The sequence below is a fragment of the Pseudomonas sputi genome (assembly GCF_021603585.1).
In the GTDB taxonomy this organism is placed as follows: domain Bacteria; phylum Pseudomonadota; class Gammaproteobacteria; order Pseudomonadales; family Pseudomonadaceae; genus Aquipseudomonas; species Aquipseudomonas sputi.
This window is the reverse complement of the sequence record NZ_BQHI01000005.1, coordinates 203604-225470: the sequence shown is the minus strand read 5'-3', so window position 1 is coordinate 225470 and position 21867 is coordinate 203604. Positions and strand designations below refer to the sequence as shown.

Below are 21867 nucleotides of genomic sequence, written 5' to 3'. Positions count from 1 at the left end.
TTGACGCCCACCGTTTTTTTGCCTCATTCCAGGAAGTGACCATGAGCTTTATCACCGAAATCAAAACCTTCGCAGCACTGGGCAGCGGCGTCATCGGCAGCGGCTGGGTCGCCCGCGCCCTCGCCCACGGCCTCGACGTGGTGGCCTGGGACCCGGCGCCGGGCGCCGAAGCGGCGCTGCGCAAGCGCGTGGCCAACGCCTGGGGCGCACTTGAGAAAAACGGTCTGGCGCCGGGTGCTTCGCAGGATCGCCTGCGCTTTGTGGCGACCATTGAAGAATGCGTGCGCGATGCGGATTTCATCCAGGAAAGCGCCCCGGAACGCCTCGAACTGAAACTGGAGCTGCACAGCAAGATCAGTGCAGCGGCCAAGCCGAATGCGTTGATCGGCTCCAGCACCTCCGGCCTGTTGCCGAGCGAGTTCTACGAGAGCTCGACCCACCCGGAACGCTGCGTTGTCGGTCACCCGTTCAACCCGGTTTACCTGCTGCCACTGGTGGAAGTGGTCGGCGGCAAGAACACCGCGCCGCAAGCGATTCAGGCGGCGATGAAAGTCTACGAATCCCTCGGCATGCGCCCGCTGCATGTGCGCAAGGAAGTGCCGGGCTTTATCGCCGACCGCCTGCTCGAAGCGCTGTGGCGCGAGGCGCTGCATCTGGTCAACGACGGAGTGGCAACTACCGGCGAAATCGACGATGCGATCCGCTTTGGCGCCGGTCTGCGCTGGTCGTTCATGGGTACGTTTTTGACCTACACCCTGGCCGGTGGCGATGCCGGCATGCGTCACTTCATGTCGCAGTTCGGCCCGGCGCTGCAACTGCCATGGACCTACCTGCCGGCACCGGAACTGACCGACAAGTTGATCGACGATGTGGTGGACGGCACCCGCGAGCAACTGGGCCGGCACAGTATTTCGGCGCTGGAGCGCTATCGTGATGATTGCCTGCTGGCGGTGCTTGAGGCGGTGAAGACCACCAAAGAAAAGCACGGGATGAGTTTCAGCGAGTAACCGATCGTTCCCACGTCGAGGCGTCGAACCGTCTGCGTGGGAATGCAGCCCGGGACGCTCCGCGTCCCAAAAGCGTGACGCAGAGCGTCACAGGAGGCGTTCCCACGCAGAGCGTGGGAACGATCGCATCAGGAGAAAACATGCCCACCCTCACCACCTACCAAACCCGCATCATCCCCGACTGGGTCGACTACAACGGCCACCTGCGCGACGCCTTCTATCTGCTGATTTTCAGCTATGCCACCGACGCCCTGATGGATCGCCTCGGCATGGACAGCAACAACCGCGAAGCCAGTGGTCACTCGCTGTTCACCCTCGAACTGCACCTCAACTACCTGCACGAAGTGAAGCTCGATGCCGAAGTCGAGGTGCGCACGCAGATCATCGGCCACGACCAGAAACGCCTGCACCTCTATCACAGCCTGCACCTGGCCGGCGGTGACAAGGAGCTGGCCGGCAACGAACAGATGCTGTTGCACGTCGATCTGGCCGGGCCGCGTTCCGCACCGTTTACCCCGGACACCCTGGGCCGTCTGCAAGCCATCGTCGCCGAGCAGGCCGATCTGCCCGCTCCCGCTTACATCGGCCGGGTCATCGCCCTGCCCCCAGCCCGGTAAATCCACCCATCGAAAGGAGCCGTCATGCAAACCGCCGCCGTTGCCGATTTCCGTACCTATCCGTTGATCAGCGCGCTGAACGTCGTGCAGAACCTGGCGGATCGCGTCCTGATCGAATGGGCCGACGGGCGCGTCAGCCCGTTCCACCATGTGTGGCTGCGCGACAACTGTCCGTGTCCGCACTGCGTCTACAGCGTCACCCGCGAACAGGTGTTCGAGATCGTCGATGCGGCGCAGGATCTGTCGCCCTCCGCCGTGCACATCGACACCGATGGCTGTCTGCGCATCGACTGGCAGGACGGCCACCTCAGCCGCTTCGATGCCGGCTGGTTGCGCGCCCATGCCTACGACGACGAATCCCGCCACGAACGCCTCGCCGCCAAACCGAAACCCTTCCTGTGGCGCAGCGATTTGCAGTTGCCGGTGTTCGACTATGCAGCCCTGATGAACGACAACGCCGCGTTGCTGCAATGGTTGCTGGCGGTACGCGACATCGGCCTGACCCAGGTGCGCGGCGTGCCCACCGCACCCGGTTCACTGAAGCTGATCGCCCAGCGCATTTCGTTCATCCGCGAGAGCAACTTCGGCGTGTTGTTCAACGTGCAATCGAAGGCCGACGCCGACAGCAACGCCTACACCGCATTCAACCTGCCATTGCACACCGACCTGCCAACCCGCGAGCTGCAACCGGGGCTGCAATTTCTGCATTGTCTGGTGAACGACGCGGAGGGTGGCGAGAGCATTTTCGTCGACGGCTTTGCGATTGCCGAGGCCCTGCGCCAGGAAGATCCCGCGTCGTTTCGGGCGCTGTGCGAGATCCCGGTGGAGTTTCGCAACAAGGATCGCCACAGCGACTATCGCTGCCTGGCGCCGATCATCGCCCTGGATGCGTTGGGCCGGGTTGCGGAAATCCGCATGGCCAACTTCCTGCGGGGCGCGTTCGACACGTCCGTGGAGCAGATGCCCCTGCTGTATCGCGCTTACCGACGCTTCATCGCCATGACCCGCGAGCCACGCTTTCGGGTGGTGCAGCGGCTCAGTCCGGGCGAGCTCTGGTGCTTCGACAACCGCCGTACCCTGCACGCACGCAACGCGTTCGATCCGGCCACCGGAGCCCGGCATTTTCAGGGCTGCTACATCGACCGGGATGAGTTGCTGTCGCGGATTCTGGTGTTGCAGCGCTAGCCCGCGTCAACGCTGTTCGCAGGCAAAAAAAGCCCCGATACAAGCCGTGACAGGATCGGGGCGAGGGTACTGTTGAGGAGCTGCCGTGGCGAGGGTGACCAAACCTTCGTGAAGCAAGCTGAAGCCAGTGTGCCCACTCCCCCTGCCGGCGAGTTAGTCGAAAACGACCTGTTCATAGCCGTCGCGGCCACTGCGACAAATCGCCCTTGCCGTGTCTGTGCAGGCCTACCAGAATCGAGCCACGACCTCCGTTGCCGAAGAAGGATTCGCGTCATGATGTATGCCGATTTGATTGATCAGGAAGACCTGCTGGGCCAGCTCAAGTCGTTGGGATTCGAAGTACCGTCGGGCTCTACTGCCCAGCAAGCCTGCGAGTGCGCGGTGCGGGGTCTGGACGATGTGCGCGCCAACACGCTGCGCACCATGGTCAAGCAAATGTACACCAGCAGTGCGAGCATTCAGCCGATCGTGCGCGAAGCCATCGACAAGCAGTTGCTGCCGGCCCTGGCGCAGTATCAGCAAACCCGCGCCTGAAGACTTGGGCGTGATCGTTCCCACGTCGAGGCGTCGAACCGTCCGCGTGGGAATGCCTCAACGGACGCTCCGCGTTCGGTCTCTGGGGACGCAGAGCGTCCCGGGCTGCGTTCCCACGCAGAGCGTGGGAACGATCCTTCAGGCTGCGATCTTTCTTTTAGAGACGCACGCTGGCGAACGTTGACTCGTTGCGCGCCTGGCTCAGCGCCGACATCGGCCCGGACAGCGGCGACATCACGATGGCCTGCGGCAGCGGCATCATCGCCACCTGCTGGGTGGTATTGGAGCCGACGCGCTCGTCACGCGGCGGAATGCCGAAATACTCGCGGTAGCACTTGGAGAAGTGCGGCGTCGAGACGAAGCCGCAGACCGACGCCACTTCGATGATCGACATCGGCGTCTGCTTGAGCAATTGCCGGGCGCGGATCAGGCGCAGCTTGAGGTAGTAGCGCGACGGCGAGCAGTGCAGGTATTTCTGGAACAGGCGTTCGAGCTGGCGACGGGACACGGCGACGTACACCGCCAGTTCGTCGAGGTCGATCGGCTCTTCCAGGTTGGCTTCCATCAGCGCAACGATTTCCTGCAGTTTCGGCTGGTTGGTGCCGAGCATGTGCTTGAGCGGTACGCGCTGGTGATCCTGTTCGTTGCGGATGCGTTCGTAGACGAACATCTCGGAGATCGCGGCGGACAGTTCACGGCCGTGATCGCGGCTGATCAGGTGCAGCATCATGTCCAGCGGCGCGGTGCCGCCGGAGCTGGTGAAACGGTTACGGTCGAGGGTGAACAGGCGGGTGCTCATCGCAACGCGCGGGAAAGCTTCCTGCATCGCCGCCAGACATTCCCAATGCACGCTGCAATCGAAACCGTCGAGCAGGCCGGCGCAGGCCAGGGCCCAACTTCCGGTGCACACGGCACCGAGGCGGCGTGACTGACGCGCCTGGCTTTGCAGCCACGACACGTGTTCACGGGTAACCGTGCGTTGAATGCCGATCCCGCCGCACACAATAACGGTGTCGAGGGCCGGGGCTTTGTGCATGGAGGCGTCGGGGGTGATCTGCAGACCGTCACTGGCCCAGACCTGACCGCCGTCGACGGTGAGGGTGGTCCAGCGATACAGCTCGCGACCGGACAACTGGTTCGCCATGCGCAGCGGTTCGACTGCCGACGCCAGGGAAATCAGCGTGAAATTGTCCAGCAGCAGAAAGCCGATGGATTGAGGCGCACGGTTCTGGGTTTGAGCCCCTGAGTTGAACGACGTCATCGCGGTATCTCCTCACACAAAGCGGGTGATGGCCTCAGGCGGAGGCTCTTGTTATTGCCATCGTTCTCTTGCGTGAGACGGGCTTGGTTATGACAGAGCAAATGCCATGCCTAAATTTGAATGGCTGTTCAATAACTCCTGAAAACGACGTAGCGATGCGTCTATACAAGCGCTCCGCCGAAGGCTAATTCGAAGTGCCATCAGCGGCCGCGAAAGCCCTGCCCCGGAGCGTGTGAGCAAATCGGTAGCACTTGTGGGAACTGGCCTGCGCGCGATTGTCCTACAGTGTCACCGCAGGCACAGGTGACGGACGGTAGCGTCTTCGAATCAGGCGCTGGAGGTGGGAAAGGCTCTTATCTGATAGCGACGCGCCAAAAGGTGGCGCGTTTGATATCCGGTGCTCACTTGGTGCGCAGTTTTGACTGGTCTGGCGGTATCAGCATTCCACCGCGCTGACCGCCAAGCCGCCCCGAGAGGTCTCTTTATATTTGTCATGCATGTCGGCGCCGGTATCACGCATGGTGCGGATCACCCGGTCCAGCGAGATGAAGTGCTGACCGTCCCCACGCAACGCCATCTGTGCCGCGTTGATCGCCTTCACCGCCGCAATCGCATTGCGTTCGATGCACGGCACTTGCACCAGACCGCCCACCGGATCGCAGGTCAGGCCGAGGTTATGTTCGAGGCCGATTTCCGCCGCGTTGCACAACTGTTCCGGGCTTGCGCCGAGGATTTCGGCCAGCCCTGCAGCCGCCATCGCACAGGCCGAACCGACCTCCCCCTGGCAACCCACTTCAGCGCCGGAGATCGAGGCGTTCTTCTTGCACAGTATTCCCACCGCCGCCGCCCCGAGGAAGTAGTCGACCACGTTGGCGTCGGTCACCGCCTCGCTGAATTTCATGAAATAGTGCAGCACCGCCGGAATGATCCCCGCCGCGCCGTTGGTGGGTGCCGTGACCATGCGACCGCCGGCGGCGTTTTCCTCGTTCACCGCGAGGGCGAACAGGTTGACCCACTCCATGGCGCTGAGGGTCGAGCCGATCACGTTGGGCTTGTTCAGCTCCTGAAGGCTGCGGTGCAACTTCGCCGCGCGGCGGCGCACATTGAGACCGCCGGGCAGGATGCCCTCGTGCTTGAGGCCCTGCTCGACGCAATCCTGCATCGCTCGCCAGAGCTTCATCAGGCCGGCGCGGATTTCCTCTTCGCTGCGCCAGACCTTCTCGTTGGCCATCATCAATTCGGCCACGCGCAGGTTGTGGGTCTTGCACAGTTCCAGCAGCTCTACCGCGCTGGAAAAATCATAGGGCAACTCGGTGCGATCCAGATCCACCACGCCGCTGGAGGCCTGCGCCTCGTCCACCACAAAACCGCCGCCGACCGAATAGTAGGTGTCGCGATGCAGTTCACCGTGATCGCCTTCGGCAACCAGGGTCATGGCATTGGGGTGGAACGGCAGGTTCTCGTCGATCAGGCGCATGTCGCGGGCCCATATAAAGGGCACCGACAAACGACCGTCGAGCAACAGCGTGTGGGTTTCGCGCAAGGCCTGGATCCGCGGGCCGATCTGCGACGGGTCGATCGCGTCCGGCCACTCGCCCATCAGGCCCATGATCACCGCGTTGTCACTGCCGTGACCGACACCGGTGGCGGACAGCGAACCGAACAACTGCACCTCGACGCGACGTACTTGCTCCAGCAGGTGCCTGTCGCGCAATGACTCGACAAACAGAGCGGCGGCGCGCATGGGGCCGACGGTGTGGGAACTGGAAGGGCCGATGCCGATTTTGAACAGGTCGAAAACGCTGATAGCCATTGCTGCAGAGCTCCTGAGAATGCCGGTCCGGGGCGTGAAGCGCCCGCTGGCGGAGCTGCTACGCTCAAGCTGCGATCCGCCGGAATGCCCGCATCATCAGGCTTTTCCCGGGTCGTTCGGCGTCTCACACCGACGTACTCATGTCCACAAACGCCGTGCCGGTTTCAGCCCGTGTTTTCGCCGTTTTTATGCGGTTCAGATGGCCAGAAAGGGCAGAAAAAAGCTGTAAACGACGTCACTGACACTGGATGCGACCATCCCTGTACTGGATACGACGCACCCGGTAGGCGTCAGATTTTCACTGGTACATGATCGTATCGACTCGATTGCAAGGCGCTGCGGTAGAGCTGTCTCCAGAACGCCATCCAACCGCAACCCATAAGTGCGGTGGTCCAATCGGAACACTGCCAAAAAAAACACCAAGGAGTCCATTCATGAAAGGTTCCCCGTCGTTGTTGTTGGCCGCCATGCTGAGTCTGCCGTTACTGGCTCAAGCCGCAGAACCGGCGCAATGCAGTACCGTGAACTTCTCCGATGTCGGCTGGACCGACATCACCGCAACCACCGCCACCACCTCCGTCGTGCTCAACGCCCTCGGCTACAAGACCAAGACCACCATGATTTCCGTACCCGTGACCTACAAGTCGCTGGCCGACGGCAAGAACATGGACGTGTTCCTCGGCAACTGGATGCCGACCATGGAAAACGACATCAAGGCCTACCGCGACGCCGGCACCGTGGAAACCGTGCGCACCAACCTCAAGGGCGCCAAATACACCCTCGCCGTTCCCCAGGCTTTATATGACAAGGGCCTGCACGACTTCGCCGACATCGCCAAATTCAAGAAGGAACTCGACGGCAAGATCTACGGGATCGAGCCGGGCAACGACGGCAACCGCCTGATCCAGAGCATGATCGACAAGAACGCCTTCGGCCTGAAAGACGCCGGCTTCAAGGTCGTCGAATCCAGCGAAGCGGGCATGCTGTCGCAGGTTGACCGAGCACAGAGACGCGACACCGCCGTGGTCTTCCTCGGCTGGGCGCCGCACCCGATGAACAAGCGCTTCAAGATTCAGTACCTGACCGGCGGTGACGATTACTTCGGCCCGGATTTCGGCGCCGCCACCGTGGCGACCAACACCCGCAAGGGCTACGCCGAGGAATGCAGCAACGTTGGCCAACTGCTGAAAAACCTGGAGTTCACCGTCGACATGGAAAGCGAACTGATGGGCAACATCCTGGACGACAAGATGAAGCCTGATGCGGCCGCCATGGCCTGGCTGAAAAAGAATCCACAGGTGCTCGATACCTGGCTCGCTGGCGTGACCACCATTGACGGTAAACCTGGCCTGGAAGCCGTGAAAGCCAAGCTGACTCAGCCTTGAATTAAAGAGGCATCGCTTATGCCGGGCGGGCTAACCGCCCGGGCTGTTTATTTCCTTGCATGCGGACGTTCACTACCATGCTGATTGATCAGAAAATCCCTTTAGGCCAGTACATCGCGGACTTCGTTGATTGGTTGACGCAACATGGCGCCAACACCTTCGACGCAATCGCCGTGACCCTGGAAACGATGATCCACGGCGTGACGTTTGCGCTGACCTGGTTCAACCCGCTGGTGCTGATCGGCCTCATCGCCCTGCTGGCCCACCTCATCCAACGCAAATGGGGCCTGACCGCGTTCGTGGTCGCCTCCTTCCTGCTGATCCTCAACCTGGGGTACTGGCAGGAAACCATGGAAACCCTCGCCCAGGTCATGTTCGCAACCCTGGTCTGCGTGTTGATCGGCGTGCCGCTGGGCATCGTCGCCGCGCACAAACCGATGTTCTACACTTTGATGAGGCCGGTACTCGATCTGATGCAGACCGTACCGACCTTCGTTTACCTCATTCCTACCCTGACCCTCTTCGGGCTGGGTGTAGTGCCGGGCCTGATCTCCACGGTGGTGTTCGCCATCGCTGCGCCGATCCGCCTGACCTACCTGGGCATCCGCGATGTCCCGGAAGAACTGATGGACGCCGGCAAGGCCTTCGGCTGCTCGCGTCGCCAATTGCTTTCACGGATCGAACTGCCCCACGCCATGCCGAGCATCGCAGCCGGCATCACCCAGTGCATCATGCTGTCGCTGTCGATGGTGGTGATCGCGGCACTGGTGGGCGCCGACGGACTCGGCAAACCGGTGGTCAACGCACTGAACACTGCTGATATCGCCCTGGGCTTCGAAGCGGGCCTGGCGATCGTACTGCTGGCGATCATGCTCGACCGTATCTGCAAACAACCCGACGCCAAAGTAGGGGGTGACGCATGAGCATTATTCGCTTCGATAAAGTTGACGTTATCTTCGCCAAGGATCCACGCGAGGCGCTCAAGCTGCTGGATCAGGGCATGACCCGTAACGAGATCCTGAAAAAGACCGGGCAGATTGTTGGCGTTGAAAAAGCCAGCCTGGATATCGAGAAAGGCGAGATCTGCGTACTGATGGGCTTGTCCGGCTCCGGCAAATCCAGCCTGCTGCGCTGCATCAACGGCCTCAACACCGTGAGCCGCGGCAAGCTGTTCGTCGAACACGAAGGCAAGCAGATCGACATCGCGTCCTGCAGCCCTGCCGAACTGAAAATGATGCGCACCAAGCGCATTGCGATGGTGTTCCAGAAATTCGCCCTGATGCCCTGGCTGACAGTGCGCGAGAACATCAGCTTCGGTCTGGAAATGCAGGGTCGTCCCGAGAAAGAACGCCGCAAACTGGTCGACGACAAGCTTGAGCTCGTGGGCCTGACCCAGTGGCGCAACAAGAAACCCAACGAGCTGTCCGGCGGTATGCAACAGCGTGTAGGCCTGGCCCGTGCGCTGGCGATGGACGCCGACATCCTGCTGATGGACGAACCGTTCTCGGCGCTCGACCCGCTGATCCGTCAGGGTCTGCAGGATGAACTGCTGGAACTGCAACGCAAGCTGAGCAAGACCATCGTGTTCGTCAGCCACGACCTCGACGAAGCGCTCAAACTCGGCAGCCGCATCGCAATTATGAAAGACGGCCGGATCATCCAGTACAGCGTGCCGGAAGAGATCGTGCTCAACCCGGCGGACGACTATGTGCGCACCTTCGTCGCCCACACCAATCCGCTGAACGTGCTGTGCGGTCGCAGCCTGATGCGCACCCTGGACAACTGCAAACGCATCAATGGTTCGGTGTGCCTGGACCCGGGCGGCGATTCATGGCTGGACCTGGCCGAAGGCAACACCATCAAGGGTGCGCGGCAGAACGGTTCGGTGCTGAACCTGCAGAACTGGGCACCGGGGCAAGCCGTGGAAGGCCTGGAACGCAAGCCGACGCTGGTGGACTCGAACATCGGCATGCGTGACGCGCTGCAGATCCGTTACCAGACCGGCAACAAACTCGTGCTGCACGACAACAACCATGTGGTGGGGATTCTCGGGGACAGCGAGCTTTACCACGCGCTGCTCGGCAAGAACCTGGGATAAAGAGAGCAGACACAAAAACGCCGCGAGAGGATCGCGGCGTTTTTGTTTGCATGATGATCGCTCCCACGTTGATCGTTCCCACGCAGAGCGTGGGAACGATCAGGCACAAAAAAGGGGCTCAACTTGAGCCCCCTCTGTATTCCCGCACAACGTGCAGGAAAGATCACTTCACAACTCAGCTGTACACCCGGCCAAGGAGCTGCCGATGGCTTTCAAACTGATCGAGCACATCGCGCGTGATCTGATCCTGTGTGAAGCCCATCAGGTCGTAGTCCTGGCTGCCGTTGTGCAGGTACACCTCGGCGCGGTAGAACCGCTGACGCGCTTCATCGGACTGCACCGACTCGCTCGGGGTTGCCAGGTAGCCGTCCAGGCTCACTTCGTAGACAAAAGGGTTGCCCTCTTCCATCTCGACCCGCACACCCATGCAGCGTTTGGATTTGCCCAGCAGCGTCTGCACTTCCAGACCCTGTGCACGCATTTGCGCAGCGGCATCTTCCAGCGCCGGGCTGACGTGTTTGTCCATGAAGCGCTGCACCACCGCCTGGCTCGGTTGCAGGTCCAGCTGGGTCAGGCGCTCACTGAAACCACGACGACCGCGCTCAGCCAGTTGCGCCTGCTCCTGTTCGATCTGCATGTCCTGGCGCATCGCCTTGTGCAGGCCGAACATGAAGCACACCAGCACCACCGAGAACGGCAGACCGGCCAGCACTACCATGGTCTGCATGGCTTCGAAGTTACCGGCAAACAGCAGGCCGATAGTCACCAGGGTGATCACGACCGACCAGAAGATCCGCAGCCAGTGCGGGGCGTCTTCGTCGACGTTGCCGCCCTTGCAGGACAGGTTCGCCATCATCACCGCGCCGGAGTCCGCCGGGGTCAGGAACAGCACGAAACCAACAAAGATCGACACACCGATGACGACTTTCGACGCCGGGTAGTGCTCAAGCAACTGATAGATCGCCATCGACGGCTGTTCCAGCGCCGTCTTGCCCAGTTCCACCGCGCCCTGGTTCATCACCAGATCCAGTGCCGAGTTACCGAAGATCGACAGCCACGCCAGGGTGAAACCCAGCGGAATCAGCAGCACGCCCGCCACCAGCTCACGCACGGTACGACCACGGGAAATACGCGCAATGAACATGCCGACGAATGGAGCCCAGGAAATCCACCACGCCCAGTAGAACAGCGTCCACAGACCCAACCAGCGGTCGGACTTCTCGCTGTCGCCTTCATAGACGTACAGGTCGAAGGTCTTCAGCACCACGCCGTTGAGGTAGTCGCCGATGTTCTGCACGAAGCCGTTGAGCAGGTGCAGGGTCGGGCCGAACAGCAGCACGAAAATCAGCAGGCCGCTGAACAGAATGATGTTGAGGTTGGACAGACGACGGATGCCGTTTTCCACACCGGACACGGCAGCGATGGTGGCCACGGTGCTCATCACGATGATCACGATCAGCAGGTTGGTGTTGCTGTGCTCCATGCCGAACAGGTTTTCCAGACCCGAAGACACTTGCAGCGAGCCGATCCCCAGGTTGGTCACCAGACCCAGCAGGGTCACGAACATGCCGAAGCCGTCCACCGCATGACCGGCAGCGCCCTTGACCCAACGCTCGCCCACCAGTGGATACAGCGCCGAACGCAGGGCCAGCGGCTGATTGTGACGGTAAGCGAAATAGGCCACGGCCAGACCGACCAGCGCGTAGATCGCCCAGCCGTGCAGGCCCCAGTGCAGGAAGGTCAGCTGGACAGCCTGGCGTGCCGCCAGGTTGGTAGCGGACGCGCCTTCCGGCGGATTGAAGTAGTGATCCAGCGGCTCGGAGGCGCCGAAGTACAGCAGCGAAATACCGATACCCGACGAGAACAGCATCCCCGCCCAGGCGCCATAGCTGAAATCCGGGGTGTCGTCCTTGCTACCCAGTTTGAGTTTGCCGTAGGAGGAAAACGCCAGGCCGACCACAAACACGAGGTAAGCGGCGATCACCACCATGTAGTACCAGCCGAAGCTGCGGGACAACCAGGCCTGAGCCACTCCCAGCATTCTGCCGGCCTCTTGCGGGGCGATGATCAGAATGGCGGTCAACAACAGAATCAGCGCGGTAGAGGTGTAGAACACCCAACCGTTGACCGTCACCTTCTCGGGCGGGGTCTTTATAAGCGAGGCAGAACTCATGGCACAAATGCTCCAGGCAGTGCGAGAGAAGAACACAAGGCAACACGGAACCCGACCAATCGGTTAGTTGGCAGCCGACCGGCGGGTGATATAAAGACACCCCGAAAAAGCCCGAACCTGGAGAGATGGCATCGCGAATCGCCGTCGTGGCCGAGGCATGGACGTTCATCCGAAACCTGGCCTTGAGCGTCTTGCCCATTCAACACGTCCATCGAACGTCGAACCGCGCCTTGCCCCGCGCAGGTTTCGAGCATTTTCAGATGTCGGTTTTATCGCCACTTACACGTAAGAAAATTCTGTAGGCAGCGACGATTTGTCGCAGATCTTATTCTTTGTTGATTGAACGTTCAATCAAAACAAAATAGACTGGCCCTCAATCCGATAGGCGTTTGTCGTCCGTCGGAAGGCCTAAGGAGATGTGCAAGATGCCCAAGGTCGGTATGCAACCCATCCGCCGCCAACAACTGATCGAAGCCACTTTGCAGGCGGTTGATCAGGTCGGAATGGGGGACGCCAGCATTGCGCTGATCGCCCGTTTGGCCGGTGTCTCGAATGGCATCATCAGTCACTATTTTCAGGACAAGAATGGCCTGATCGCCGCCACGATGCGGTATCTGATGACCGCCCTCAGCGAGAGCGTCACCGCGCGCCGTCAGGCGCTGGCAGACAGCAGCCCCCGGGCGCATCTGCAGGTGATCATCGAAGGCAACTTCGACGCCAGCCAGGTCAATGGCCCGGCAATGAAAACCTGGCTGGCCTTCTGGGCCACCAGCATGCACCAGCCGTCTTTGCACAGGTTGCAGCGGATCAACGATCACCGTCTGTATTCCAACCTGTGCTGCGAGTTCCGCCGTGTGTTGCCGCTCGAAGATGCGCGCACCGCCGCCCGTGGACTGGCAGCTCTGATCGACGGTTTGTGGTTGCGTGGCGCGCTGTCGGGAGACGCTTTCGACACTGCGCAGGCGCAACAGATCGCTTACGAATACATGGATTTCCAATTGGCCAAGCAGGTGAGCTAGAGCACAGAAAAAACGCTCGGCCCCTGAACTGTCACCGACCGGCGATGCCACAGCTACATGGCTCACCCGGTGACCAACGCCAACCACTAATGCACTTGCGAGGACACTATGGCCCGTTTCGAACTGCAAAAACTCTACATCGATGGCGCGTACTCCGACGCCGGCAGCGATGCCACTTTCGAAGCCATCAACCCGGCTAACGGTGAAGTCCTCGCACTGGTGCAACGTGCGACCAAGGAAGACGTCGAGCGTGCTGTGGTCAGCGCCGAAAAGGGCCAGAAAATCTGGGCCGCGATGACCGCTATGGAGCGTTCGCGCATCCTGCGCCGCGCCGTCGACATCCTGCGCGAGCGCAACGATGAACTGGCGGCCCTGGAAACCCTGGACACCGGTAAAGCCTTCTCTGAAACCAAGTACGTCGACATCGTCACCGGCGCCGACGTGCTGGAATACTACGCAGGCCTGGTACCCGCCATCGAAGGCGAGCAGATCCCGCTGCGTGACACGTCCTTCGTCTACACCCGTCGCGAACCGCTGGGCGTGGTCGCCGGCATCGGCGCGTGGAACTACCCGATCCAGATCGCCCTGTGGAAATCCGCCCCTGCCCTGGCGGCCGGTAACGCGATGATCTTCAAACCAAGCGAAGTCACCTCGCTGACCACCCTGAAACTGGCCGAAATCTACACCGAAGCCGGCGTTCCAAACGGTGTGTTCAACGTGCTGACCGGCAGCGGCCGTGAAGTCGGCACCTGGCTGACCGAGCACCCGCGCATTGAAAAGATCTCCTTCACCGGCGGCACCGACACCGGCAAGAAGGTCATGGCCAGCGCTTCGGCTTCGTCGCTCAAAGACGTGACCATGGAACTGGGTGGCAAGTCCCCGCTGATCATCTGCGACGACGCCGACCTGGATCGCGCCGCCGACACCGCCATGATGGCCAACTTCTACAGCTCCGGTCAGGTCTGCACCAATGGCACTCGCGTATTCGTACCGAGCCACCTGAAAGCTGCTTTCGAGGCCAAGATCGTCGAGCGCGTTGCCCGCATCCGCGTTGGCAACCCGGAAGACGAAAACACCAACTTCGGCCCGCTGGTCAGCTTCCCGCACATGGAAAGCGTGCTGGGCTACATCGCCAAGGGTAAAGAAGAAGGCGCCCGTGTCCTGTGCGGCGGCGAGCGTCTGACCGACGGCGAATTCGCCAAAGGCGCGTTCGTGGCCCCGACCGTGTTCACCGACTGCACCGACGACATGACGATCGTCCGTGAAGAAATCTTCGGCCCGGTGATGGCGATCCTGAGCTACGAAACCGAAGAAGAAGTGATCCGCCGCGCCAACGATACCGACTTCGGCCTGGCCGCCGGCATCGTCACCCGCGACCTGAACCGCGCCCACCGCGTGATTCATCAACTGGAAGCCGGTATCTGCTGGATCAACGCCTGGGGCGAGTCCGACGCAAAAATGCCGGTTGGCGGTTACAAGCAGTCGGGCGTCGGCCGTGAGAACGGCATCAGCTCGCTGAACAACTTCACTCGCATCAAATCGGTACAGGTCGAGCTGGGCGATTACGTCTCGGTGTTCTAAGACCCGAGTTCTGTATTGCTCGCGAGGCCGCCTTCGCGAGCAAGCTCGCTCCCACACAAGCGTCCATTCCAGTGTGGAAACGGGCTTTCCCGCGAAGCGAGTGCCAAGCACTCGCCAGGCCTGACCTGACCCATTTTTAAAGAGGGTGCATTCAATGTCCCAAGAATTCGATTACATCATCGTCGGTGCCGGCTCTGCCGGTAACACCCTGGCGACCCGTCTGACTGAAGACGAAGGCGTCACCGTCCTGCTGCTCGAAGCCGGCGGCCCGGACTACCGTTTCGACTTCCGCACGCAGATGCCGGCCGCCCTGGCATTCCCGCTGCAAGGTCGTCGCTACAACTGGGCGTACGAAACCGATCCGGAACCACACATGGACGGTCGCCGGATGGAATGCGGTCGTGGCAAGGGCCTCGGCGGTTCCTCGCTGATCAACGGCATGTGCTACATCCGCGGCAACGCAATGGACTACGACGGCTGGGCCAAACTGCCAGGCCTGGAAGACTGGTCCTACCTCGACTGCCTGCCGTACTTCCGCAAAGCGGAAACCCGTGACATCGGCCCGAACGACTACCACGGTGGCGACGGCCCGGTCAGCGTGACCACGCCGAAAGCCGGCAACAACCCGCTGTTCCACGCCATGGTTGAAGCTGGCGTGCAGGCCGGTTACCCGCGCACCGAAGACCTCAACGGCTACCAGCAGGAAGGCTTCGGCCCGATGGACCGCACCGTGACGCCGAACGGCCGCCGTGCTTCCACCGCCCGTGGTTATCTGGACGTGGCCAAGAAGCGTTCGACCCTGACCATCGTCACCCACGCCCTGACCGACAAGGTTCTGTTCGAAGGCAAGCGTGCGGTCGGCGTACGTTATCTGGTTGGCGCGGCTGAAGAGCGCGTTGAAGCCCGCGCCCGCAAGGAAGTCATCGTCTGCTCCGGCGCGATCGCTTCGCCGCAACTGCTGCAACGCTCCGGCGTCGGCCCGGCGAAACTGCTGGAAAGCCTCGACATTCCGGTCGTTCACGACCTGCCGGGCGTCGGTGAAAACCTGCAGGATCACCTTGAGCTGTACCTGCAATACGCCTGCACCCAACCGGTGTCGCTGTACCCGTCGCTGCTCTGGTACAACCAGCCGGCCATCGGTGCCGAGTGGCTGTTCAACGGCACCGGCATCGGCGCCAGCAACCAGTTCGAAGCCGGCGGTTTCATCCGCACCCGTCCGGAATTCGAATGGCCGAACATCCAGTACCACTTCCTGCCGGTGGCGATTAACTACAACGGCAGCAACGGTGTGAAAGAGCACGGTTTCCAGGCGCATATGGGGTCCATGCGTTCGCCGAGCCGCGGTCGCGTCCAGGTCAAATCCAAGGACCCGCGCCAGCACCCGAGCATCCTGTTCAACTACATGGCCACCGAGCAGGACTGGCAGGAATTTCGCGACGGCATCCGCCTGACCCGTGAAATCATGCAACAGCCTGCACTGGACGCTTTCCGTGGCCGCGAAATCAGCCCGGGCATCGACGTGCAAACCGATGAGCAGCTGGACAAGTTCATCCGCGAACACGCCGAAACCGCGTTCCACCCGTCCTGCTCGTGCAAGATGGGCACCGACGAGATGGCGGTGGTGGACGGCGAAGGCCGCGTGCATGGCATGCAGGGTCTGCGTGTGGTCGATGCTTCGATCATGCCGATCATCACCACCGGCAACCTGAACGCGCCGACGATCATGATCGCCGAGAAAATCGCCGACAAGATCCGTGGCCGCAAGCCCTTGCCGCGCAGCAACGCGCCTTACTACGTCGCTGGCGATGCGCCGGTGAAAGGCAAGGCGCTGCGTGAAGTAGCGCCGGCCGCTCACTGACAACCAACTAGCACCGCCACTAAAAACCGCCACCTCTTTCAGAGGCTGGCGGTTTTTTATTTAACCCTCGCTATTCTTCAACAGTACAGTTTCAATCGAACAAAACTCGCAATAATTGCCAACTTTACCTCTCAACCAAACACACTAGAATGCGCGCCTTGAAAAAACAAACCAAGGAAGAACAATGTTACTCAACTGCGCAAACGAGAATATTTCCGCCAGCCTGTTTCGACAGGCATTATCTAAAGAAAAAACCATATCTCTGGACTTCGGCTATTTAAGCGGCGTGATCGAATCGTGGTGGGAAAAGAACAAGGAGCAAAACCTCCACACCTTAAAAATACAACTTACAAATTTATTCCTTAATTATCTCCACCCAGAAGACGCACTCTATTTTGATCAGGTCGGCACCAACAAAGGTGTCGCCGCCGTGTGTATCAAAAACATTTTCAGCATTGACTGTCCTGCGCTTGCCCTCACCGTCCATGAAGCGCTGGCCGACCTGTTCCATTTGACCGATATAAAGTACGAATATGAAGACCATAAAGCCCTGTACTTGAAGCCTTCCGCTGAAAAGTATAGGGAATGGGGTAATGGTTATGGCGACATCACCCCGCATTCAGATGATTTGTATGAAAGCCTGGACGTTGACTTTCTTGCACTCACTGTGTGCCGAGACACTACACACACGCCCACCGCCTATTACTTCCCGGCGGACTTGCTGTTATCACTTGACGATAAAGAAATTCAAACATTACTTGGCATGCAGGCGATTTTTGTTTCAGGCAAAAACGTCAGTGGCTCGAAGGAGCGCGTTCGAAATGTCGTTGAATACAATGAACTGTATGGCTACCGGGTTGCACTGGATTTCCGCATCGACATTCACAGCGGCGAGCGAATGCGCGCGTTCAACGGTGGGCAAGAGGTGTTGGATAAAATCCGTGCAGGGCTACCCACTGCCAGGTGCAATGTCTCCACAGCGCAGACCGGCACGTTTCTGATCATTGCCAATAACAAGATATTGCATGCTCGCCCGACTCTGAACATCAGCGCCGATGAGGTTCGCTCGCGAGCCGCAACTTCGACGCTGACCACCACGCCACGCCTGTTGTTTCGCAGCAAAGGGCCTCGCAAGCAGTATTACTCGCTGGACGAAAAGCAGGCTGTCCGAGGAGCGGCTTGATGAACGGCTGCCAGTCTTCATCCGACTCCACCTTCGCGCAAACGCTCAAGGCGGGAGGGCGCGACGCTATCACCTTCGGCATCGCGTTCATCTTTCTGTATTTATCCATCGGAATGGTGGGCGCTGCCCAAGCGCTGACGTTGAGTCAGACGATGGCAACGACCCTGTTGATTTTTTCGACGCCATTACAGTTTCTACTCATACAAAACTACAACGACGGATGGTTACTGATCCCGATTATTCTGGCACTCAACGTCAGATTCGTTTTGCTTTCAGCGACGTTGGCACCGCACCTCAAGCAGACGTCGACGCGTAAGACTCTCGCGTCATTGATACTGCTGACGCCCTCGATCTTCACGGCATGCATAACGCGCTTCAAACACAAAACGAGTTTCCCGTTCGCTTATTTTGTTGGCGTAGGCACACCCATCTTCGCCTTGTCGATCATCTGCACTTACATCGGCTTTATGGCCGGCGCAGGTTTTGCCTCACCGGTCATTGCAGCCGCCATGACGATGCTCTTGCCACTTCAGTTCACTGCATTGGCCGGCAAGCACTGGCCGCATTACATGGAAATCTCCAGCTATTGGCTGGGTTTCATCGGTGCGCCTTTGCTGGTGTTGCTCTTCAAGGACTACAACTTGCTGATCACGCCCTTTGTGATCGGCGGCATGCTCGTAATGATTGAAAATATCTGTACTCGCCAAGGAACGGCTTTCCAATGAATCTCTGGATGCTGATCGGCTTTTCCGCAATCACGGCTTTTGCATTTCGAGCATTACCGTTTGCTTTCAAAAACACCACGGCGTTGACGCGCACCGAAGGTTCTTTTTACCGCTTCGTCAGTTACAGCGCCCAAGCGATGTTGGGAGTGATCATTTATGACACGGCATTTGCCAGGCTGGATGGCCCGAGTCTGATGCAACAGTTTCAGATTCTGGATGCGCTGAAACTGCTGCTGTTAGTCGGAACATTTGCCGTCGTGGCCAGAACCCGAAAAATTCTGCCAGGTTTCTTTGCCAGCCTGCTGATTTACGTACTCGCATTCGTCTATTTGAATAACTGAAGTTTTACCGCAGAGCCGACCAGGGGCCCTTGGACACGCTTGCTCAAGTACGCCCCTTTTGCCTGACGGGATGACGGTCACTCACAGAATGTATTTCCCTCTCAAGCGCTACCCTTGATACTCCCCCCCACGCAGGCCTACTCTAGTCCTCGCCCAATCGTTTCACCCCCTCCCCGCCGAATCCGCTTCGCCGCTGCTCCCATGACAAGGAGGTTCCCTGATGTTCGATTTCCACCCCCAGCTCAAGCAGCGCTTCGCTGCCTTGCGCACGGGCGCCGAATTTTTTTCCCTGCGGTATGTGCGCGAATCCGGGCAGTACCTGTCGGTGCGCAAGAATGTCGCCGAGCCGCCGAGCCTGAGCCGCGACGAAGGCGCGATGCTCACCGTCCGGGTCAACGGCGTCGAAGCCTACGCCGCGACCAATGACCTGTCGCAACAGGGCCTGCAAGCCGCCCTCGAGCGGGCCGAGCAACAGGCCCGGCGGCTCAAGCCTCACGCCCTGCTCGACCTGAGCCAGCAGCCGGTGTCCAGCGACCGCGCCGACTATTTTTCACCCAATCTGGAACAACCCTTCCCGTCCCTGAGTGAATGCTTCGAGCTGCTCGGCGCGGAATCCGCTTCGGTGCCCAAGGATGAGCGCCTTGTGAATTGGCAAGTGAGCATCGGCATCACCCACGTCGAACAGATCTACCTGAGCAGCGCCGGCGCCGAACTGCGCCAGGCCCAGCGCTTTGTCTACCCGGGCCTCGACGTCACCGCCTACGACGGCAACGACAGCCAGACCCGCAGCCTCGGCCGCGAGAACTTCGGCCAGCAGGGCGGCGCCGACGTAATCAACCGTTGCGGCCTGATCGGCGCCGGCCCGCAAGTCGCCGATCAGGCGCTGCAACTGCTGCTCGCGCCGAACACCCCGCAAGGCCCGCGCGACCTGCTGCTGATGCCTGACCAGATGATGCTGCAGATCCACGAATCCATCGGCCACCCGCTGGAGCTCGACCGGATCCTCGGCGACGAGCGCAATTACGCCGGCACCAGTTTCGTCAAAGCCTCGGATTTCGGCCGCCTGCAATACGGCTCGACACTGCTCAACGTGACGTTCGATCCGGACATCCCGGAAGAGCTCGCCAGCTACGGCCATGACGACGACGGCACGGCCGCCAGCAAACAATTCCTGATTCGCGAGGGCCTGCTGGTGCGCCCGTTGGGCGGGGCACTGTCGCAATTTCGCGCCGGGCTCGACGGCGTCGCCAACAGCCGCGCCTGCAGCTGGAACCGACCGCCGATCGACCGCATGGCCAACCTCAACATCGAGCCGGGCGACCATTCACTGGAGCAACTGATCGGCGGCATCGAAAACGGCATTCTGATGAGCACCAACCGTTCCTGGTCAATCGACGATGCACGCAACAAATTCCAGTTCGGCTGCGAATGGGGCCAGTTGATCGAAAACGGCGAACTCAAGGGCGTGGTGAAAAACCCGAACTACCGGGGCATTTCCGCGCACTTCTGGAAGAGTCTGCGCGCCGTCGGCAACGCTGCCACCACCCAGGTGCTGGGCACGCCGAACTGCGGCAAGGGCGAACCGAACCAGGTGATCCGCGTCGGCCACGCTTCACCGGCCTGCGTGTTCAGCAATGTTGATGTGTTTGGGGGAGACGCCTGATGAGTATTTCCAAGAGCCAGTCCGAGGCGTTCAAGGTGCTGGTCAACTGGCTGCGCGATGCCGTGCGCGAGCCGGAACAGTTCACCCTGAGTTACGACGCCGAATCGTCGGCCTTCGTGCGCTTCAACCACGCCAGAGTGCGTCAGGCCGGGCAAGTGCAACAAGCCGGTATCGGCCTGAAACTGATTGACGACGGTCGCCATGCCGACCTGCAGATCACCTTGTCCGGTGATCTGGAAGCCGACCTGCAACGCCTTGCCGAAGGCCTGCAACAGCTGCGCGAAACCCTGCCGCTGCTGCCGCAGGATCCGTACCTGTTGCTCAACCACAACAGCTGGCAGAGCCAACATGTGCAGGAGCATCCGCTGCCGGACACCGAACAGGTCGTGGCGCAAATTGCCGAGGCTGCCGAAGGTCTGGATCTGGTCGGCTTCTACGCTGCCGGCCCGATCAGCCGTGGTTTCGCCAGTTCTTCCGGGGCGTTCGGCTGGCATCAGGCCAACAGCTTCAACTTCGACTTCAGCCTGTTCCACGAGAACGGCGAAGCGGTGAAGGCCAGCTACGCCGGGCATAACTGGAACAGCGAAGACTTCGCCAAACGCATCCAGCAGGCCCGCGAACAACTCGAGTTTCTCGGTCGACCGCTGTGCACCTTGCCGCCCGGCCAATACCGCGCCTATCTGGCGCCCGCAGCCCTGGAAGAAATCATGGGCATGCTGTGCTGGGGCGGTTTCTCGGCGCAGTCGATTGCCAGCAAAAGCAGCCCGCTGCAGAAGCTATATGCCGGCGATCAGGCATTCAGTCCGCTGGTGTCCCTCGACGAGAAAGTCAGCGACTCGCTGAGCCCGGCGTTCTCCGGCGAAGGTTACCCGCGCAGCGATCTGCGGTTGATCATCGAAGGCAAAGCGGGTGATCAGTTGGTCGGTTCGCGCAGTGCCGCCGAGTACGGTCTGACCGCCAACGGCGCCGGCGGCGGTGAATCGCCCAGCGCGCTGAACATGGGCGCCGGCGAACTGTCACAGGCCGAGATCCTCAAGCAGTTGGGTACCGGGTTGTACATCAGCAACCTTTGGTACCTGAACTTCTCGGATCAACCGGCGGCGCGCCTGACCGGCATGACCCGGTTTGCCACGTTCTGGGTCGAGAACGGCGAAATTCAGGCACCGGTCAGCACCATGCGTTTTGACGACAGCGCCTACAGCCTGCTGGGATCGCAGCTGGAAGCGTTGACCGCCGAGCGTGAGTTGCTGCTGTCGGCGAGCACCTATAGCCAGCGCAGTACCTCGTCGGCGTTGTTGCCCGGGGCGCTGGTGAGCCGTTTGACCCTCACTCTCTAACTCTCTGACCTGATCGTTCCCACGTCGAACCGTCCGCGTGGGAATGCCTCAACGGACGCTCCGAGTCCGCTTTGGCTGGGACGCGGA

Annotated in this window: 18 protein-coding genes; 15 read left to right on the top strand and 3 right to left on the bottom strand. The window is 60.5% G+C overall.

All coding sequences use genetic code 11. The features are described from left to right. Positions 1 to 41: 41 nt before the first annotated feature. From L6D81_RS09780 to L6D81_RS09765, 4 genes are all read left to right on the top strand, one after another. Positions 42 to 1007, top strand: coding sequence for an L-carnitine dehydrogenase (locus L6D81_RS09780; RefSeq protein ID WP_236178890.1), 966 nt, complete (start codon positions 42 to 44; stop codon positions 1005 to 1007). A gap of 140 nt (positions 1008 to 1147) precedes the next feature. Beyond that, positions 1148 to 1624, top strand: a complete 477-nt coding sequence (locus tag L6D81_RS09775) for a thioesterase family protein (protein ID WP_064380221.1) — start codon at positions 1148 to 1150, stop codon at positions 1622 to 1624. Between the two features lie 24 nt (positions 1625 to 1648). Further along, positions 1649 to 2809: a gamma-butyrobetaine dioxygenase gene (locus L6D81_RS09770; RefSeq protein ID WP_236178889.1), complete on the top strand. Its 1161-nt coding sequence runs from the start codon at positions 1649 to 1651 to the stop codon at positions 2807 to 2809. Between the two features lie 273 nt (positions 2810 to 3082). Then, positions 3083 to 3343: a hypothetical protein gene (locus L6D81_RS09765; RefSeq protein ID WP_085688602.1), complete on the top strand. Its 261-nt coding sequence runs from the start codon at positions 3083 to 3085 to the stop codon at positions 3341 to 3343. Between the two features lie 157 nt (positions 3344 to 3500). Here L6D81_RS09765 and gbdR read toward each other — a convergent pair whose 3' ends face one another. Continuing rightward, complete coding sequence (gene gbdR / locus L6D81_RS09760) at positions 3501 to 4604, bottom strand: choline metabolism transcriptional regulator GbdR (RefSeq protein WP_236178888.1); 1104 nt, start codon at positions 4602 to 4604, stop codon at positions 3501 to 3503. A gap of 436 nt (positions 4605 to 5040) precedes the next feature. Then, a complete protein-coding gene (locus tag L6D81_RS09755; protein WP_236178887.1) occupies positions 5041 to 6417 on the bottom strand; it encodes an L-serine ammonia-lyase in 1377 nt (458 codons plus the stop codon). Between the two features lie 434 nt (positions 6418 to 6851). Between L6D81_RS09755 and L6D81_RS09750 the strand changes: the two genes are divergently transcribed. From L6D81_RS09750 to choV, 3 genes are all read left to right on the top strand, one after another. Next, on the top strand, positions 6852 to 7802 hold the full coding sequence (locus L6D81_RS09750) for a choline ABC transporter substrate-binding protein (protein WP_236178886.1): 951 nt from the start codon (positions 6852 to 6854) through the stop codon (positions 7800 to 7802). A 77-nt stretch (positions 7803 to 7879) separates the two neighbouring features. Beyond that, positions 7880 to 8725, top strand: coding sequence for a choline ABC transporter permease subunit (gene choW, locus L6D81_RS09745; protein WP_236178885.1), 846 nt, complete (start codon positions 7880 to 7882; stop codon positions 8723 to 8725). Next, positions 8722 to 9900 (top strand): choline ABC transporter ATP-binding protein, encoded by a 1179-nt coding sequence (gene choV / locus L6D81_RS09740; protein ID WP_236178884.1) that lies wholly within the window; start codon positions 8722 to 8724, stop codon positions 9898 to 9900. The genes choW and choV overlap by 4 nt, the downstream gene beginning before the upstream one ends. Before the next feature lie 175 nt (positions 9901 to 10075). On the opposite strand, the gene L6D81_RS09735 is transcribed toward choV, so the two are convergent. Next, complete coding sequence (locus L6D81_RS09735) at positions 10076 to 12016, bottom strand: BCCT family transporter (RefSeq protein ID WP_236178983.1); 1941 nt, start codon at positions 12014 to 12016, stop codon at positions 10076 to 10078. Between the two features lie 482 nt (positions 12017 to 12498). Here L6D81_RS09735 and betI point away from each other — a divergent pair, with 482 nt between their 5' ends. The 8 genes from betI to L6D81_RS09695 all read left to right on the top strand — a co-directional run bounded on the left by betI (position 12499) and on the right by L6D81_RS09695 (position 21780). Further along, a complete protein-coding gene (gene betI / locus L6D81_RS09730) occupies positions 12499 to 13092 on the top strand; it encodes a transcriptional regulator BetI (RefSeq protein WP_007959743.1) in 594 nt (197 codons plus the stop codon). Positions 13093 to 13200: 108 nt separating this feature from the next. After that, positions 13201 to 14673, top strand: coding sequence for a betaine-aldehyde dehydrogenase (betB, locus tag L6D81_RS09725; protein ID WP_064380209.1), 1473 nt, complete (start codon positions 13201 to 13203; stop codon positions 14671 to 14673). A gap of 154 nt (positions 14674 to 14827) precedes the next feature. Continuing rightward, positions 14828 to 16531, top strand: a complete 1704-nt coding sequence (gene betA, locus L6D81_RS09720) for a choline dehydrogenase (RefSeq protein WP_236178883.1) — start codon at positions 14828 to 14830, stop codon at positions 16529 to 16531. Positions 16532 to 16715: 184 nt separating this feature from the next. Beyond that, positions 16716 to 17714, top strand: coding sequence for a hypothetical protein (locus L6D81_RS09715; RefSeq protein ID WP_236178882.1), 999 nt, complete (start codon positions 16716 to 16718; stop codon positions 17712 to 17714). Then, positions 17714 to 18439 carry an AzlC family ABC transporter permease gene (locus L6D81_RS09710; RefSeq protein WP_236178881.1) on the top strand — a complete coding sequence of 242 codons (726 nt, stop codon included), beginning with the start codon at positions 17714 to 17716 and terminating at the stop codon, positions 18437 to 18439. Before L6D81_RS09715 ends, L6D81_RS09710 begins: the two co-directional genes overlap by 1 nt. Further along, positions 18436 to 18780 carry an AzlD domain-containing protein gene (locus tag L6D81_RS09705; RefSeq protein ID WP_236178880.1) on the top strand — a complete coding sequence of 115 codons (345 nt, stop codon included), beginning with the start codon at positions 18436 to 18438 and terminating at the stop codon, positions 18778 to 18780. Before L6D81_RS09710 ends, L6D81_RS09705 begins: the two co-directional genes overlap by 4 nt. Before the next feature lie 220 nt (positions 18781 to 19000). After that, the gene (locus L6D81_RS09700) at positions 19001 to 20443 is read left to right on the top strand and encodes a TldD/PmbA family protein (protein ID WP_236178879.1); all 1443 of its coding nucleotides are present in this window, start codon (positions 19001 to 19003) and stop codon (positions 20441 to 20443) included. Further along, positions 20443 to 21780 carry a TldD/PmbA family protein gene (locus L6D81_RS09695; protein ID WP_236178878.1) on the top strand — a complete coding sequence of 446 codons (1338 nt, stop codon included), beginning with the start codon at positions 20443 to 20445 and terminating at the stop codon, positions 21778 to 21780. The genes L6D81_RS09700 and L6D81_RS09695 overlap by 1 nt, the downstream gene beginning before the upstream one ends. The last annotated feature ends 87 nt before the right edge of the window (positions 21781 to 21867 follow it).

Coding starts and splice junctions, on each gene's coding strand:
- L6D81_RS09780 (WP_236178890.1), top strand. CDS start 42: ATGAGCTTTATCACCGAAATCAAAACCTTCGCAGCACTGGGCAGCGGC.
- L6D81_RS09775 (WP_064380221.1), top strand. CDS start 1,148: ATGCCCACCCTCACCACCTACCAAACCCGCATCATCCCCGACTGGGTC.
- L6D81_RS09770 (WP_236178889.1), top strand. CDS start 1,649: ATGCAAACCGCCGCCGTTGCCGATTTCCGTACCTATCCGTTGATCAGC.
- L6D81_RS09765 (WP_085688602.1), top strand. CDS start 3,083: ATGATGTATGCCGATTTGATTGATCAGGAAGACCTGCTGGGCCAGCTC.
- gbdR (WP_236178888.1), bottom strand. CDS start 4,604: ATGACGTCGTTCAACTCAGGGGCTCAAACCCAGAACCGTGCGCCTCAA.
- L6D81_RS09755 (WP_236178887.1), bottom strand. CDS start 6,417: ATGGCTATCAGCGTTTTCGACCTGTTCAAAATCGGCATCGGCCCTTCC.
- L6D81_RS09750 (WP_236178886.1), top strand. CDS start 6,852: ATGAAAGGTTCCCCGTCGTTGTTGTTGGCCGCCATGCTGAGTCTGCCG.
- choW (WP_236178885.1), top strand. CDS start 7,880: ATGCTGATTGATCAGAAAATCCCTTTAGGCCAGTACATCGCGGACTTC.
- choV (WP_236178884.1), top strand. CDS start 8,722: ATGAGCATTATTCGCTTCGATAAAGTTGACGTTATCTTCGCCAAGGAT.
- betI (WP_007959743.1), top strand. CDS start 12,499: ATGCCCAAGGTCGGTATGCAACCCATCCGCCGCCAACAACTGATCGAA.
- betB (WP_064380209.1), top strand. CDS start 13,201: ATGGCCCGTTTCGAACTGCAAAAACTCTACATCGATGGCGCGTACTCC.
- betA (WP_236178883.1), top strand. CDS start 14,828: ATGTCCCAAGAATTCGATTACATCATCGTCGGTGCCGGCTCTGCCGGT.
- L6D81_RS09715 (WP_236178882.1), top strand. CDS start 16,716: ATGTTACTCAACTGCGCAAACGAGAATATTTCCGCCAGCCTGTTTCGA.
- L6D81_RS09710 (WP_236178881.1), top strand. CDS start 17,714: ATGAACGGCTGCCAGTCTTCATCCGACTCCACCTTCGCGCAAACGCTC.
- L6D81_RS09705 (WP_236178880.1), top strand. CDS start 18,436: ATGAATCTCTGGATGCTGATCGGCTTTTCCGCAATCACGGCTTTTGCA.
- L6D81_RS09700 (WP_236178879.1), top strand. CDS start 19,001: ATGTTCGATTTCCACCCCCAGCTCAAGCAGCGCTTCGCTGCCTTGCGC.
- L6D81_RS09695 (WP_236178878.1), top strand. CDS start 20,443: ATGAGTATTTCCAAGAGCCAGTCCGAGGCGTTCAAGGTGCTGGTCAAC.